Source organism: Variovorax sp. V118 (genome assembly GCF_041154445.1).
GTDB classification, from domain to species: Bacteria; Pseudomonadota; Gammaproteobacteria; order Burkholderiales; family Burkholderiaceae_C; genus Variovorax; species Variovorax boronicumulans.
This window is the reverse complement of record NZ_AP028663.1, coordinates 2,391,534-2,405,935: the sequence shown is the minus strand read 5'-3', so window position 1 is coordinate 2,405,935 and position 14,402 is coordinate 2,391,534. Positions and strand designations below refer to the sequence as shown.

Here is a 14,402-nt window from a genome sequence, read left to right as displayed (position 1 = left end):
TTCGGCCGTTTTTTTATTGGCGTTCGATTGCCCGATCGAGCCTTAGCCCACCCACTTACGCGCGTTGCGCCAGATCTGCATCCACGGGCTCAGTTCGCTCTTGTCGCCCGAGGTCCAGCTCATCTGGATGTTGCGGAACACGCGCTCCGGGTGCGGCATCACGGCGGTGAAGCGGCCGTCCGGCGTGGTGACCGAAGTCAGGCCGCCCGCGCTGCCGTTCGGGTTGAACGGGTACTGCTCGGTCGGCTGGCCGTGGTTGTCCACGAAGCGCATTGCGCCGATGGCCTTGGCCGCGTCGCCGCGGTGCTTGAAGTTGGCGTAGCCCTCGCCGTGCGCCACCGCGATCGGCAGGCGGCTGCCGGCCATGCCCGCAAAGAAGATGCTGGGCGACTCGAGCACCTCGACCATCGACAGGCGCGCCTCGAAACGCTCGCTCTGGTTGGTGGTGAAGCGCGGCCAGGCCTCGGCGCCCGGGATGATGTCGGCCAGCTCGGCAAACATCTGGCAGCCGTTGCACACGCCCAGGCCGAAGGTGTCGGCGCGGCCGAAGAAGGTCTTGAACTGCTCGGCCAGCTTCGGGTTGAAGGTGATGCTGCGCGCCCAGCCGATGCCTGCGCCCAGCGTGTCGCCGTAGCTGAAGCCGCCGCAGGCGACCACGCCCTTGAACGCGGCGAGGTCCGCCCTGCCCGTCTGCAGGTCGGTCATGTGGACGTCGTAGGCCTCGAAGCCCGCTTCGGTGAACGCATAGGCCATCTCGACGTGCGAGTTGACGCCCTGCTCGCGCAGGATCGCGACCTTGGGGCGCGACTGCAGGATGGCCGGTGCCACCGGAGCGTTCGGCAGGAACACATGCATGCCCGGGTCGTTCGGCACGCCGGCCGCGGCGTGTTCGGCATCGGCGCAGGCGGGGTTGTCGCGCTCGCGGGCGATCTTCCAGCTGACCGAATCCCACACCTGGTGCAGGTCGTGCAGCGAGGCACTGAACACCGACTTGGCATCGCGCCAGACTTCGAGCTTGCCCTTGCCGGCGTCCATGGCCGAGCTGGCGGGTCGCGTCTTGCCAACGAAGTGGCTGTGCGTGCTCAGGCCGTGCGCGCGCAGCACCTGCATGACGTCGTTGCGCTCGGCGGTGCGCACTTGCAGCACCATGCCCAGCTCTTCGTTGAACAGCGCCTTGAGCGTGAGCTCTTCGCGGCGCGCGCTGACCTGCTGCGCCCAGTTCTTGGCGTCGCCGGTTTCCATGCGGCTGTCGGAGATGCCGTCGCCTTCGGTGACCAGCATGTCGACGTTCAGCGCCACGCCGACGTGGCCCGCAAAGGCCATTTCGCAGGCGGTGGCGAACAGGCCGCCGTCGCTGCGGTCGTGCATCGCGAGGATCTTGCCGTCGGCGCGCAGCGCGTTCACGGCGTTGACCAGCGCCACGAGCTGCGCCGGGTCGTCGAGGTCGGGCACGGTGTCGCCGCTCTGGCTCAGCGTCTGCGACAGGATGCTGCCGGCCATGCGGTGCTGGCCACGGCCGAGGTCGATGAGCACGAGCGTGGTGTCGTCTTCGGTGGCGTCGAGCTGCGGCGTGAGCGTGCCGCGCACGTCGGCCAGCGAGGCGAAGGCGGTGACGATCAGGCTGACCGGCGACGTGACCTTCTTGGCTTCGCCGTTGTCCTTCCACTGCGTGCGCATCGACAGCGAATCCTTGCCGACCGGAATCGACACGCCCAACGCCGGGCACAGCTCCAGGCCCACGGCCTTGACGGTCTCGTACAGCGCGGCGTCTTCGCCGGGCTCGCCGCAGGCCGCCATCCAGTTGGCCGACAGCTTGACGCGCGAGAGTTCGATCGGCGCGGCCAGCAGGTTGGTGATGGCCTCGGCCACGGCCATGCGGCCCGAGGCCGGCGCGTCGAGCGCGGCCAGTGGCGTGCGCTCGCCCATGCTCATCGCTTCACCGGCGAAGCCCTTGTAGTCGGCCAGCGTCACGGCGCAATCGGCCACGGGCACCTGCCACGGGCCGACCATCTGGTCGCGGTGGGTCAGCCCGCCCACGCTGCGGTCGCCGATGGTGATGAGGAAGCGCTTCGAGGCCACGGTCGGGTGCGCGAGCACGTCGATGGAGGCCTTCTGCAGGTCGACGCCCGTGAGGTCGAGGGGCTTGAAGCTGCGCGCCACGGTCTTCACGTCGCGGTGCATCTTGGGCGGCTTGCCCAGCAGCACGTCCATGGGCATGTCGACGGGCTGCACCGCCGCGCCTTCGTCGGCCACCAGCAGCTGGCGTTCTTCGGTCGCCACGCCGACCACCGAGAACGGGCAGCGCTCGCGCTCGCAGAAGGCCTTGAACTGCTCGAGCGATTCCGGCGCGATGGCCAGCACGTAGCGCTCCTGGCTTTCGTTGCACCAGATTTCCTTCGGAGCCATGCCCGACTCTTCGAGCGGCACGGCGCGCAGGTCGAAGCGCGCGCCGCGGCCGGCGTCGTTGGTCAGCTCGGGGAAGGCGTTGCTCAGGCCGCCGGCGCCCACGTCGTGGATCGCCAGGATCGGGTTGGCCGCGCCCTGCTGCCAGCAGTGGTTGATGACCTCTTGCGCGCGGCGTTCGATTTCGGGGTTGCCGCGCTGCACCGAGTCGAAGTCGAGCTCGGCCGCGTTGGCGCCGGTCGCCATCGAGCTGGCGGCGCTGCCGCCCATGCCGATGCGCATGCCGGGGCCGCCGAGCTGGATCAGCAGCGAGCCGGCCGGGAACTGGATCTTCTTGGTCTGCGTGGCGTCGATGCTGCCGAGGCCGCCCGCGATCATGATGGGCTTGTGGTAGCCGCGCTGCACGGTGTCGAGGTCGCTCGTCACGGCCTGCTCGTACTCGCGGAAGTAGCCCAGCAGGTTGGGACGGCCGAATTCGTTGTTGAACGCGGCGCCGCCCAGCGGGCCCTCGGTCATGATCTGCAGCGGGCTGGCGATGTGCTCGGGCTTGCCGTAGTGGCCCTCTTCCGGCCAGAGCTTCGACACCGTGAAGCCGGTCAGGCCCGCCTTGGGCTTGGAGCCGCGACCCGTGGCGCCTTCGTCGCGGATCTCGCCGCCCGCGCCGGTCGAGGCGCCGGGGAACGGGGAAATGGCCGTGGGGTGGTTGTGCGTCTCGACCTTCATCAGCACATGGCTCAGGGCGCTATCTTTTTTATAGCTCTGCGAACCGTGGGCCGGAATGAAGCGCTCGATGGTCGCGCCTTCCATCACCGAGGCGTTGTCGGCATAGGCGATCACCGTGTGCTGCGGGTTCTGCTTCTCGGTGTGGCGGATCATCGAGAACAGGCTCTGCGGCTGGGCCACGCCGTCGATGGTGAAGTTGGCGTTGAAGATCTTGTGGCGGCAGTGCTCGCTGTTGGCCTGCGCGAACATCATGAGTTCGACGTCGCTGGGGTTGCGGCCCAGGCGGGTGAAGGCTTCGACGAGGTAATCGATTTCGTCTTCCGCCAGCGCCAGGCCGAAGCCGGTATTGGCTGCCACCAGGGCGTCGCGCCCGCCCGTTTGCACGTCGACCTGCGCCATCGGCTGGGCCGGCAGTTCGCTGAACAGGCTGGCCGCCTGCTCGACCGCGGCGAGCACCGATTCGGTCATGCGGTCGTGCAGCGGGCCGGCCACGGCTGCCAGAGCGTCGCCTTCGAGCACGGGGGCCTTGCCGATCAGCGGCGACTTGAGTTTCAGGTGGTACTGGGTGACGCGCTCCACGCGGCGCAGCGCCAGGCCGCAGTTGTGGGCGATGTCGGTGGCCTTGGAGGCCCAGGGCGACACGGTGCCCAGGCGGGGCGTGACGACCACCGAGGCGCTCGCCTTGGCCGCCGGGGCCTCGAAGGGCTCGCCGTAAGTCAGGAGCGCGGCAAAGCGCTCGCGATCGGCGTCGCCCAGCGACGCATCGGTGACCACCAGGTGCACGAAACGGGCCGAAATGCCCTCGATGCGCGGCTCGATGGCCTGCAGCTTCGGCAGCAGTTGCCGCGCACGGAAGTCGCTGAGTGCGCTGCCGCCCTCGAACATGGTTACGACAGGAAGGGCTTGAGGTGCGGGCTGCGTCACGGTCGATGGGGGGCCTCGGGGGCCGCGTTGGGAATCAAGGAATCGAGGCGGAGGCCGCTGACTGGGGTCATCCGCGTTAACCCGGAATTTTAGCTTGCCGAATGGGATAATTCGGGGCATGAGCATTACCTACAAAGACGCCGCAGGCATCGAAGCCATGCGGGTCGCCTGCCGCCTCGGTTCCGAGGTGCTGGACTACCTCACGCCCTTCATCAAGCCCGGCATCACGACCAACGACGTGGACCGGCTGGCCGCCGAGTACATGGTCAAGCAGGGCACCACCTCGGCCACGGTGGGCTACATGGGCGCCAGCAGCGTGCCGTTCCCGAAGTCGCTGTGCACCTCGGTGAACCACGTGGTGTGCCACGGCATCCCCAATGACAAGCCCCTGAAGAAGGGCGACATCATGAACGTCGACGTCACCGTCATCAAGGACGGCTGGTTCGGCGACAACAGCCGCATGTTCGTGATCGGCGACGCCTCCATTGCCGCCAAGCGCCTGTGCAACGTCACGTTCGAGGCCATGTGGCACGGCATCCTGCAGGTGCGCCCCGGCGCCCACCTGGGCGATGTGGGCCATGCGATCCAGAAATTCGCCGAGGGCCAGGGCTTCTCGATCGTGCGCGAGTTCTGCGGCCACGGCGTGGGCCAGCGCTTCCACGAAGAGCCCCAGGTGCTGCACTACGGCCGCCCGGGCACCATGGAAGAGCTCAAGCCCGGCATGATCTTCACGATCGAGCCGATGATCAACGCCGGCAAGCGCGACGTGAAGGAAGACTTCAAGGGCGGCCAGTACGACGGCTGGACCATCGTCACGCGCGACCACTCGCTGTCGGCCCAGTGGGAGCACACGGTGCTCGTCACCGAGACCGGCTACGAGGTGCTGACGCTCTCCGAAGGCAGCCCGCCGCTGCCGGCCTTCGTCACCTCCACCAAAACCTGACGCGCCCCAGCGCGCCCCCGCCGTGATCGAAGCAGCCAAGATCGACGTGGCGACGCTGCGCGAAGCCTATCGCGCGAAAAAGCTCGCCCTTTTCGACACCCTGCGCTTCGCACGCGCGCCCACCCGCAGCGTTCACACGGTGCTGCGCCAGCTCTCGGCGCTGGCCGACCAGACGCTCACGGCGCTGTGGAACGAAGCCGGCTTCGGCGACGCCTTCGCGCTGGCCGCGGTGGGCGGCTACGGACGCGGCGAGCTGTTTCCGTACTCCGACGTCGACGTGCTGCTGCTGCTGCCGCCCGAGGGCCAGGACAGCGGCGTCGAGCCGGCCCGCATCGAGGCCTTCATCGGCCAGTGCTGGGACGCCGGCCTCGAGATCGGCTCCAGCGTGCGCACGCTCGAGGAGTGCCTGGACGAGGCCGCCAAGGACATCACGGTCCAGACCTCGCTGCTCGAATCGCGGCTGATCACGGGCGACAAGAAGCTCTTTGCGGCCTTTCGCCGCCGTTTCACCCAGGCCATCGACCCGCAGGCCTTCTTCGTGGCCAAGTCGCAGGAAATGCGGCACCGCCACCAGAAGTTCGACAACACGCCCTACGCGCTCGAACCCAACTGCAAGGAATCGCCGGGCGGCCTGCGCGACCTGCAGACCATCCTGTGGATGAGCAAGGCCGCCGGCTTCGGCAGCCGCTGGGACGACCTGGCCAAGAACGGCCTGGCCACGCCCTTCGAGGCGCAGCAGATCAAGCGCAACGAGGCCTTGCTCTCGCTCATTCGCGCTCGCCTGCACGTGATCGCCAACCGGCGCGAAGACCGGCTGGTGTTCGACCTGCAGACCGCCGTGGCCGCGAGCTTCGGCTACGAGAGCGAGTCGCAGCGCAAGTCGAGCGAGGCGCTGATGCGCCGCTACTACTGGGCGGCCAAGGCGGTGTCGCAGCTCAACCAGATCCTGCTGCTCAACATTTCCGAGCGGCTGCAGCCCATCGACGAGCAGCCCACGACGATCAACGAGCGCTTCTACGAGCGCGCCGGCCTGATCGAGATCGCCAGCGACGACCTGTACGAGCGCGAGCCGCATGCGGTGCTCGAGACCTTCCTGCTGTACCAGAAGACCATCGGCGTGAAGGGCCTGTCGGCGCGCACGCTGCGTGCGCTGTACAACGCGCGCCATGTCATGGACAGCAAGTTCCGCAACGACCCGGTCAACCACGTGACCTTCATGCGGATCCTGCAGCAGCCCTACGGCATCACGCACGCCTTCCGGCTCATGAACCAGACCTCGGTGCTGGGGCGCTACCTGCGCGTGTTCCGCAGCATCGTGGGACAGATGCAGCACGACCTGTTCCACGTGTACACGGTCGACCAGCACATCCTGATGGTGCTGCGCAACGTGCGCCGCTTCTTCATCGCCGAGCATGCGCACGAGTACCCGGGCTGCTCGCAGCTCGCGGCCGGCTGGGACAAGCCCTGGATTCTCTACGTCGCCGCCCTCTTCCACGACATCGCCAAGGGCCGCGGCGGCGACCACTCCACGCTCGGCGCGCGCGACGTGCAGCGCTTCTGCAAGCAGCATGGCATCGCGCGCGAAGACGCCAAGCTCATCGAGTTTCTCGTGGCCGAGCACCTGGTGATGAGCCAGGTCGCGCAGAAACAGGACCTGGGCGACCCCGAGGTCATCGGCGCTTTTGCCAAGCGCGTGGGCAACGAGCGCTACCTCACGGCGCTGTACCTGCTGACGGTGGCCGACATCCGCGGCACCTCGCCGCGCGTGTGGAATGCCTGGAAGGGCAAGCTGCTCGAAGACCTGTACCGCTTCACCCTGCGCGCCCTGGGCGGACGCATGCCCGACCCGGACGCCGAGGTCGAGGCCCGCAAGCGCGAGGCGCTGGTGCAGCTCGCCCTGCACGCCCAGCGCTTCGAGGCGCACAAGGCGCTGTGGGACACGCTCGACGTCGGCTACTTCATGCGCCACGACGCCACCGAGATCGCCTGGCATGCCAAGCAGCTGTCGCGCTTCGTGCCGCCGAAAAACGTACCCATCGATCCGAAGGCATTGCCCATCGTGCGCGCGCACCTGTCGCCGGTGGGCGAAGGGCTGCAGGTGGTGGTCTACACGCCCGACCAGTCCGACCTGTTCGCGCGCATCTGCGGCTATTTCGACCAGGCCTCATTCAGCATCCTGGACGCCAAGGTCCACACCACGAGCAACGGCTACGCGCTCGACACCTTCCAGGTGGTGACGACCTTCCAGCCCGACCATTACCGCGACCTGATCAGCATGGTCGAGACGGGCCTGGCGCAAACGCTCACCGAAGCCGGCGCCCTGCCCGCCCCCAGCATGGGACGCGTGTCACGCCGGGTGCGCAGCTTTCCGATCAAGCCACGCATCAGCCTCGTGCCCGACGACAAGGCGCAGCGCTGGCTGCTCAGCATCTCGGCCAGCGACCGTGCGGGCCTGTTGTATTCGGTGGCGCGCGTGCTCGCGCGACATCACCTGAACCTTCAACTGGCGAAGGTGACGACCCTGGGCGAACGGGTGGAAGACACCTTCCTGATCAGCGGGCCGGAGCTGCAGGGCCAGAAGACGCAGCTGGCCATCGAGACCGACCTGATGGAGGCGCTGGCCTCCCAGTGAGGCCGCTGAATCGGCGCGTGCGGCTCAGCCGCAGTACGCGCCGAGGATGCGACCCGTGGGATCGACCTGTGCGTTGAGGCGCGTCGCGTCCTGGGCCGGGTCGGCCGGTGCCGTGGCCGGCACGGTGCGGGCGGTTTTCGCGCCGGCGCGCTGGCGCATTTCTTCGAGCAACGGACGCGTCGCCTGCATGCCCAGCGCAAAGCGCACTTCCGGGGCCTGGCAACTTTCGGGCGGTGGCGCGAAGCTCGGCGGCGCCGGCACTTCGGAGGTGAGCGGCCGGTCCTTGGGCGGGGCCTCGCAGCCCGCGAGCACCGCCGCCAGGGCCGCAGCCGTCAGAAGAAACCCGTGCCGGCCAAACGTCATGCGCATCTTGTCTTGCTCCTTGAAACCAGCCTGAAGCTTAGCCGCCCGCGGCGGCCCGTTCATGACCCCTTGCGCTGCAGTGGGGACAACAGCCCCAGGCGGATGCCCGTGATCACGGCCTCGGTGCGATTGTGCACACCCAGCGCCTGGAACAAGGTGCCGATGTACTCCTTCACCGTGTGCTCGGACAGGCCGAGCTCGCGCGCGATCGACTTGGTCGGCAGCCCGCGCGCCAGGCCGTGCAGCGTGTCGGTCTGGCGCGGGCTGAGCGTCGGCCTGGCGGTGCTCTTCGACCCCAGGTGCAGGGGATTTCCTGCGGCAGGTAGACCTCCCCCGCCAGCACGGTCTCGAAGGCCCGCTTCAGGAAATCGGCCGGCATGCTCTTGGGCACGAAGCTCATGGCGCCCGCCTCCAGACAGCCACGGATGATGTCGACATCGGTCGAGGCCGACACCACCACCGCCGCGATGTCGGGCGCCGCCGACTTCAGGCGCACCAGCGCATCCAGACCGTACTCGCCGCGCAGTTCGAGATCGAGCAGGCAGATCGCCAGGTCGGGGTGGCGCAGCGCCAGGGCGCAGGCCTCGTCGACCGTGGCGGCTTCGAAGATTTCGGCACTGCGTTCCATGCTCTCCAGCAGCATGCGCAGGCCCGCGCGAAACAACGCGTGGTCGTCCAGCGTCATCACTTTCATGGCACACCCCCTTCGGCCTTTCTGGCCGATATGCACCCTCATTCTGACGCTGGCGCACACGGGTGCAGCCGCCGCGCGTCGGAACTAGATCACCCTCCATGCAAAAAACTACCAGCCCCTGCGAAGGAGGGGTTGGGTGCCTGGCGCGTTTCGAGGAAATTCAGAGCCGACCGCTGTTGTCGCCAAAGGGGGCCGACCATGAACGCCAGTTTTCAAGACCGCCTGATCTCGCTTGTCGCGGGGTCGCAGCCCCAATGGAAATCCGAGCTCGCCCGACAGTGCGGCGTCAGCGCCCCCACCGTGATCCGCTGGCTCACCGACCGCCACAGCTGCGCAGGCACCTTGCACCTGCATGCGATCGCCGCGTACTTCGAGGTGCCGGCCCGGTGGCTGGCCACGGGCGACGGCCCGGAGCGGGTCCGCACGCGGCGCTCACATTGAAAGGGTTGTAAGCGGACCTCTGTGAGCGGGCGCGCAAGCCGCAAGCCGGCCGCGCCCATGGCGTATGCTGAAAGGCCGCGCGGCACCGCCGGTGCGCTCCCTTTCATCACCCCGCTTTCGACATGAGCACCTCTTCCCATCCCCTCGCGGGCCAGCCGGCCCCGTCTGATCTGCTGGTGGACGTGCCGCGCCTCGTCTCGGCCTACTACACCGGCCGCCCCGATCCGGCCGTGCCCAGCCAGCGCGTGGCCTTCGGCACCTCGGGCCATCGCGGCTCCTCGTTCGACGACGCGTTCAACGAATGGCATGTGCTGGCGATCAGCCAGGCCATCTGCGACTACCGCAAGCAGCAAGGCATCGACGGCCCGCTGTTCCTGGGCATCGACACGCACGCGCTGTCCACGCCCGCCTTCGCCAGCGCGGTCGAGGTGCTGGCGGCCAACGGCGTCGAGCTGATGCTGTCGAAGGACGACGAATACACGCCCACGCCGGCCGTGTCGCACGCCATCCTGGTCTACAACCGCGGACGCACGAGCGGCCTGGCCGACGGCATCGTGATCACGCCCTCGCACAACCCGCCCGAAAGCGGCGGCTTCAAGTACAACCCGCCCAACGGCGGCCCCGCGGGCACCGACATCACCTCCGCCGTCGAAGCCGCCGCCAACAAGATGCTGGCGAACAAGCTCGACGGCGTGAAACGCATGCCGCTCGCGCAGGCGCTGAAGGCGTCCACCACGCACCGCCACGACTACCTGAACACCTATGTCGAAGACCTGGCCCAGGTGCTCGACATGGACGCGATCCGCGGCGGCACCATCGACCTGGGTGTCGATCCGCTGGGCGGTGCCGGCGTGCACTACTGGCCCGCCATTGCTGCGCGCTACAAGCTCCAGCGCCTGAACGTGCTGAGCCAGGCGGTCGACCCGACCTTCCGCTTCATGTCGCTCGATTGGGACGGCCGCATCCGCATGGACCCGTCGTCGCCCGACGCGATGCACGGGCTGGTCGCGCTGAAAGACCGCTTCGGCATCGCCTTCGCCTGCGACACCGACCACGACCGCCACGGCGTGGTCACGCGCAGCGCGGGCCTGATGCAGCCGAACAACTACCTCGCGGTGATGGTCGACTACCTCTTCACGCACCGCCCGCACTGGCCGGCGCAGGCGGCCGTTGGCAAGACCGTGGTCAGCAGCCGCATGATCGACCGCGTGGCGGCGCGGCTGGGCCGCCCGCTGTACGAAGTGCCGGTGGGCTTCAAGTGGTTCGTCGACGGGCTGGTCGACGGCTCGCTGGGCTTCGGCGGCGAGGAAAGCGCGGGTGCCACCTTCCTGCGCCACGACGGCAGCGCGTGGACCACCGACAAGGACGGCATCGTGCCCGCCCTGCTCTCGGCCGAAATCGCCGCACGCACGGGTCGCGACCCCGGCGAGCGCTTCACCGAGCTGACGCAGGCGCTGGGGCGCCCCGTGTCCGACCGCGTGGACGCGCCCGCCACGCCCGAGCAGAAAAAACGCCTGTCGGCGCTGTCACCGCAGCAAATCACCTCGACCACGCTGGCGGGCGAGAAGATCGAGAACGTGCTGAGCCACGCCCCGGGCAACGGCGCGGCCATCGGCGGCGTGAAGGTCGTCACCGAGAACGGCTGGTTCGCCGCGCGACCGTCGGGCACGGAGAACATCTACAAGATCTACGGCGAGAGCTTTCTCGGCGACGACCACCTCGCACGCATCCTCGGCGAGGCGCAGCAGGTGGTCGACAAGGCGCTGTCGGCGAGCTGACGCGAGGCGCACGCGCATGGACACGCTGGTGCTGCGTCTGCAACCGGGCGACGACCTGCGCGCGGCGCTCGACGCCGTGCTGAAGCAACCCGGCATCGGCGACGCGGCCTTCGTGGTCTCGGGCATCGGCAGCCTGCGCGGCGCGAGCATCCGTTTCGCGGGTGCGGAGACGGCGACGCGGATCGAAGGCGACCTTGAAATCCTCACGCTCGCCGGCACGCTGTCGCCCGACGGCTCGCACCTGCATCTCAGCGTGTCGGACGGCGACGGCCGGGTGTCGGGCGGCCATGCCGCGCCGGGCTGCGTGGTGCGCACCACGGCCGAGATCCTCGTCGCGGTGCTGCCCGCGTGGCGCTTCTCGCGCGAGCCCGATGCGCAGACCGGCTACGCCGAGCTGGTGCCCAGGCGCCGCTCGAGCCAGACGCTGTAGCGCGACAGCCCGAAGCACAGCAGCCAGTAGACAGCGGCCACGAACAGGTAGCCCTCGAGGTAGAACGGCCGCCAGACCGGGTCGCCACCCAGCGCCAGCCCGAGCGCGCCGGTCAGCTCGAACAGGCCGACCACGGTGACCAGCGAGGTGTCCTTCAAGGTGCCGACCACGCTGTTGGTCAACGCCGGCACCACGAGGCGCAGCGCCTGCGGCAGCACGATGTCGCGCTGCACCGGCCAGCGGCCGAAGCCCAGCGCCATCGCCACCTCGGTCTGCCCGCGCGGCACGGCCTGCAGGCCGCCGCGGATGATCTCCGCAAGATAAGCAGCGACGAACAGCGTGAGGCCCATGAGCACGCGCACCAGCACGTCGGGCTGCCAGCCCGCGGGCCACAGCAGCGGCAGCAGGAACGAGGCCATGAACAGCACCGAGATCAGCGGCACGCCGCGCACCAGCTCGATGTAGCTCGCGCTCAGCGTGTGCACCACGGGCCATTCGGAACGCCGCCCCATCGCGAGCAGCAGCGCCAGCGGAAAGGCCAGCGCCAGCCCGACCACCGCCAGCCCGATGGTGAGCGGCAGGCCGCCCCAACGGCTGGTCGGCACCACGCTCAGCCCCGCCACGCCGCCGTGCATCAGCCCGACGAACAGCAGCAAGGCCACGCCCCACAAGGGCGCCAGCCACCAGTGCCAGCTGCGTGGCCAGGCGCTGAGCACGGTCACCGCGGACAGCACGACCACCGCGATGGCCGGGCGCCATTGCTCTTCGTACGGAAAGCGACCGAACAGCATCGGCCGCCACTTCTCGGCCACCACGCCCCAGCAGGCACCGTGCTGCACCGCGCGGCAGGCGTCGACGTCGGGGCGGAACACGGCATGCACCACGCCCCATTCGAACGCGTGGAAGCCGGCCCAGGCCAGCAGGCCCAGCAGCAGCACCGTGGCCAGTGCGCGCAGCGGCGACCCCCACAGCTCGCTGCGCCATGCGATGGGGCCTTGCGCGACGTTTCTCATCGCCAGCCTCGCAGCGCGACGCGCGCGTTATAGCGGTTCATGCCGAAGGAGATCACGAGCGACAGCAGCAGGTACACCGCCATGATGATCGCGATGCACTCGAAGGCGCGCCCGTTCGAGCCGATGGTGGTGTTGGCCACCGACACCAGCTCCGGATAGCCCACGGCCACGGCGAGCGACGAGTTCTTGGTGAGGCTCAGCAGCTGGTTGGTGAGCGAGGGCACGATCACGCGCAGCGCCTGCGGCAGGATCACGAGGCGCAGCTGTTGCACCGACGACAGGCCCAGCGCCTGCCCCGCCAGCACCTGCCCCTGCGACACCGAGAGAATGCCGGCGCGCACGATCTCGGCGACGAAGGCCGCCGAGTACAGCGACAGCCCGGCGACGATGGTCACGTACTCCGGGCTCAGCGCGGCGCCGCCGCTCACGCCGAAGTCACCGCGCTCGGGCCATTCGAAATGCGTCGGCCACCCGCCACCCTCGCCCGCCACGGGCCAGGGCACGCTGAGCCCGCCCTTGCTGAGCCACACGCCCGGCAGCAGGTGCACGGGCTCGGTCGGATCGGGCAGCAGGTTGGCCATCGCGAACGCCAGCATCAGCAGCTGCACCAGCAGCGGCACGTTGCGCAGCAGCTCCACATACGCCGTGCAGATGCCGCGCAGCAGCACGTGCGGCGCGAGCCGGCCGATGCCGATCAGCGTGCCGAGCACCACCGCGAAGACGGCCGCAGGCACGGCCGCGCGCACGGTGTTGATCAGGCCCGCGAGGAACGCGCGCCAGGAGGGCTGGCTGGCATCGAAGTCGATCCAGCCTTCGCTGATCGAGAAGCCCGCGGGCTCGGTGAGGAAGTCGAAACCCGAACGCACACCGCGTGCGCGAAGCACGTCGAGCGCATGGTTCACCACCCAGACGGCGCCGGCCACGACGACCAGCACCAGGAGGGCCTGCACGAGCCAAGCCAGCCAGGCGCCGCGGCGCGAGGCCTGCCGACTCATCGAACAGGAGGTGCGTAGATCAGGCCGCCTTTGCTCCACAGGTTGTTGGAGCCGCGCGGCAGCTTGAGCACCGACTTCGGTCCGACGTTGCGCTCGAACATCTCGCCGTAGTTGCCCACCGCCTTGATGGCGCGGTACGACCAGTCCTTGTCGAGACCCAGCAGCTTGCCGAGGTCTTCACCGGCGCCGAGCAGTCGCTGCTGCGCCGGGTCCTTGCTGCCGGCCTTGAGCTGGTCGGCATTGGCCTGTGTGACACCGAATTCTTCGGCCTCGATGAGCGCGTTGGGCACCCACTTGGCGATGGCAAACCACTCGTCGTCGCCGCGGCGCACCAGCGGCGCCAGAGGCTCCTTGGAGATCAGCTCGGGCAGGATCAGGTAGTCGTCGGGGTTCGGCGCTTCCTTGTTGCGCAGGCCGGCCAGCGCCGAGGCGTCGGTGGTGAAGGCCTGGCAGCGGCCCGAGAAGAAGGCCTTGAACGAGGCTTCGAAGCTCTCGAACACGACGGTCTTCACCGGGATGTTCTGCGCGCGGAAGTAGTCCGACACGTTCTTCTCGTTGGTGGTGCCCGACTGCGTGCAGATGGTGGCGTTCTTGAGCTGCTTGGCGCTCGTCACCTTGAGCTTCTTGGGCACCAGGAAGCCCTGGCCGTCGTAATAGGTGATGGTGGTGAAGTTGAAGCCCAGCGAGGCGTCGCGCGTGAGCGTCCAGGTGGTGTTGCGCGCGAGGATGTCAATCTCGCCGGCCTGCAGCGCCGAGAAGCGCTGCTGCGAATTCAGCGGCACGAAGTCGACCTTCTTGGGATCGCCCAGCACGGCCGCGGCGATGGCGCGGCAGGTGTCGACGTCCAGGCCCGACCAGTTGCCCTGCGTGTCGGGGGCCGAGAAACCGGCCACGCCGTTGGTCACGCCGCACTTGACGGTGCCGCGCTGCTTGACCGCGTCGAGCGTCTTGCCCGCAAAGGCCGGGGCCGCGGCGGCCAGCACGAGAACGGAAGCGGCGGCGAACAGTGCCGGGCGCAGTCGGGTGGTTGGGGTGGTCGTTGTCTTCTTCGTCATGGGTGTGT

12 protein-coding genes are annotated in these 14,402 nt (G+C 68.6%); 5 read left to right on the top strand and 7 right to left on the bottom strand.

Annotation, left to right across the window (positions count from 1 at the left end):
* Nucleotides 1–42: 42 nt before the first annotated feature.
* Nucleotides 43–4,011, bottom strand: coding sequence for a phosphoribosylformylglycinamidine synthase (gene purL / locus ACAM52_RS11025; RefSeq protein WP_369647007.1), 3,969 nt, complete (start codon nt 4,009–4,011; stop codon nt 43–45).
* Nucleotides 4,012–4,168: 157 nt separating this feature from the next.
* Between purL and map the strand changes: the two genes are divergently transcribed.
* Together map and ACAM52_RS11015 are read left to right on the top strand one after the other, a co-directional pair.
* On the top strand, nt 4,169–4,993 hold the full coding sequence (gene map, locus ACAM52_RS11020) for a type I methionyl aminopeptidase (protein WP_062471267.1): 825 nt from the start codon (nt 4,169–4,171) through the stop codon (nt 4,991–4,993).
* Between the two features lie 22 nt (nt 4,994–5,015).
* Nucleotides 5,016–7,625: a [protein-PII] uridylyltransferase gene (locus ACAM52_RS11015; RefSeq protein WP_062471264.1), complete on the top strand. Its 2,610-nt coding sequence runs from the start codon at nt 5,016–5,018 to the stop codon at nt 7,623–7,625.
* Nucleotides 7,626–7,649: 24 nt separating this feature from the next.
* Here the strand turns inward: ACAM52_RS11015 and ACAM52_RS11010 are convergent, their stop codons facing one another.
* From ACAM52_RS11010 to ACAM52_RS11000, 3 genes are read right to left on the bottom strand one after another with little or no spacing between them, the layout of a single operon-like run.
* Nucleotides 7,650–7,994 (bottom strand): hypothetical protein, encoded by a 345-nt coding sequence (locus ACAM52_RS11010; protein WP_056580768.1) that lies wholly within the window; start codon nt 7,992–7,994, stop codon nt 7,650–7,652.
* Between the two features lie 53 nt (nt 7,995–8,047).
* Nucleotides 8,048–8,212, bottom strand: a complete 165-nt coding sequence (locus ACAM52_RS11005; RefSeq protein WP_369647718.1) for a response regulator transcription factor — start codon at nt 8,210–8,212, stop codon at nt 8,048–8,050.
* The gene (locus ACAM52_RS11000; RefSeq protein WP_369647006.1) at nt 8,161–8,682 is read right to left on the bottom strand and encodes a response regulator transcription factor; all 522 of its coding nucleotides are present in this window, start codon (nt 8,680–8,682) and stop codon (nt 8,161–8,163) included. The genes ACAM52_RS11005 and ACAM52_RS11000 overlap by 52 nt, the downstream gene beginning before the upstream one ends.
* 198 nt (nt 8,683–8,880) lie before the next feature.
* On the opposite strand from ACAM52_RS11000, the gene ACAM52_RS10995 reads away from it, so the two are divergent.
* The 3 genes from ACAM52_RS10995 (at nt 8,881) to ACAM52_RS10985 (ending at nt 11,331) form a co-directional block, all read left to right on the top strand.
* Nucleotides 8,881–9,123 carry a helix-turn-helix domain-containing protein gene (locus ACAM52_RS10995; protein ID WP_062471259.1) on the top strand — a complete coding sequence of 81 codons (243 nt, stop codon included), beginning with the start codon at nt 8,881–8,883 and terminating at the stop codon, nt 9,121–9,123.
* A 122-nt stretch (nt 9,124–9,245) separates the two neighbouring features.
* On the top strand, nt 9,246–10,901 hold the full coding sequence (gene pgm, locus ACAM52_RS10990) for a phosphoglucomutase (alpha-D-glucose-1,6-bisphosphate-dependent) (protein WP_369647005.1): 1,656 nt from the start codon (nt 9,246–9,248) through the stop codon (nt 10,899–10,901).
* 16 nt (nt 10,902–10,917) lie between these two features.
* Complete coding sequence (locus ACAM52_RS10985; RefSeq protein ID WP_354346818.1) at nt 10,918–11,331, top strand: PPC domain-containing DNA-binding protein; 414 nt, start codon at nt 10,918–10,920, stop codon at nt 11,329–11,331.
* Here ACAM52_RS10985 and ACAM52_RS10980 read toward each other — a convergent pair.
* From ACAM52_RS10980 to ACAM52_RS10970, 3 genes are read right to left on the bottom strand one after another with little or no spacing between them, the layout of a single operon-like run.
* Entirely contained in the window at nt 11,286–12,344 is a 1,059-nt protein-coding gene (locus ACAM52_RS10980) for an amino acid ABC transporter permease (RefSeq protein WP_369647004.1), read from the bottom strand. The genes ACAM52_RS10985 and ACAM52_RS10980 overlap by 46 nt on opposite strands.
* Nucleotides 12,341–13,339: an ABC transporter permease subunit gene (locus tag ACAM52_RS10975; protein ID WP_354346815.1), complete on the bottom strand. Its 999-nt coding sequence runs from the start codon at nt 13,337–13,339 to the stop codon at nt 12,341–12,343. The genes ACAM52_RS10980 and ACAM52_RS10975 overlap by 4 nt, the downstream gene beginning before the upstream one ends.
* Nucleotides 13,336–14,394, bottom strand: coding sequence for an amino acid ABC transporter substrate-binding protein (locus tag ACAM52_RS10970; protein WP_354346813.1), 1,059 nt, complete (start codon nt 14,392–14,394; stop codon nt 13,336–13,338). The genes ACAM52_RS10975 and ACAM52_RS10970 overlap by 4 nt, the downstream gene beginning before the upstream one ends.
* Between the last annotated feature and the right edge of the window lie 8 nt (nt 14,395–14,402).

What these genes read in the sequence shown, in the direction of transcription:
- ACAM52_RS10980 (WP_369647004.1), bottom strand. Translation starts at nt 12,344, where the DNA reads ATGAGAAACGTCGCGCAAGGCCCCATCGCATGGCGCAGCGAGCTGTGG.
- pgm (WP_369647005.1), top strand. Translation starts at nt 9,246, where the DNA reads ATGAGCACCTCTTCCCATCCCCTCGCGGGCCAGCCGGCCCCGTCTGAT.
- ACAM52_RS10985 (WP_354346818.1), top strand. Translation starts at nt 10,918, where the DNA reads ATGGACACGCTGGTGCTGCGTCTGCAACCGGGCGACGACCTGCGCGCG.
- ACAM52_RS11000 (WP_369647006.1), bottom strand. Translation starts at nt 8,682, where the DNA reads ATGAAAGTGATGACGCTGGACGACCACGCGTTGTTTCGCGCGGGCCTG.
- map (WP_062471267.1), top strand. Translation starts at nt 4,169, where the DNA reads ATGAGCATTACCTACAAAGACGCCGCAGGCATCGAAGCCATGCGGGTC.
- ACAM52_RS10970 (WP_354346813.1), bottom strand. Translation starts at nt 14,394, where the DNA reads ATGACGAAGAAGACAACGACCACCCCAACCACCCGACTGCGCCCGGCA.
- ACAM52_RS10995 (WP_062471259.1), top strand. Translation starts at nt 8,881, where the DNA reads ATGAACGCCAGTTTTCAAGACCGCCTGATCTCGCTTGTCGCGGGGTCG.
- ACAM52_RS11010 (WP_056580768.1), bottom strand. Translation starts at nt 7,994, where the DNA reads ATGCGCATGACGTTTGGCCGGCACGGGTTTCTTCTGACGGCTGCGGCC.
- purL (WP_369647007.1), bottom strand. Translation starts at nt 4,011, where the DNA reads ATGTTCGAGGGCGGCAGCGCACTCAGCGACTTCCGTGCGCGGCAACTG.
- ACAM52_RS10975 (WP_354346815.1), bottom strand. Translation starts at nt 13,339, where the DNA reads ATGAGTCGGCAGGCCTCGCGCCGCGGCGCCTGGCTGGCTTGGCTCGTG.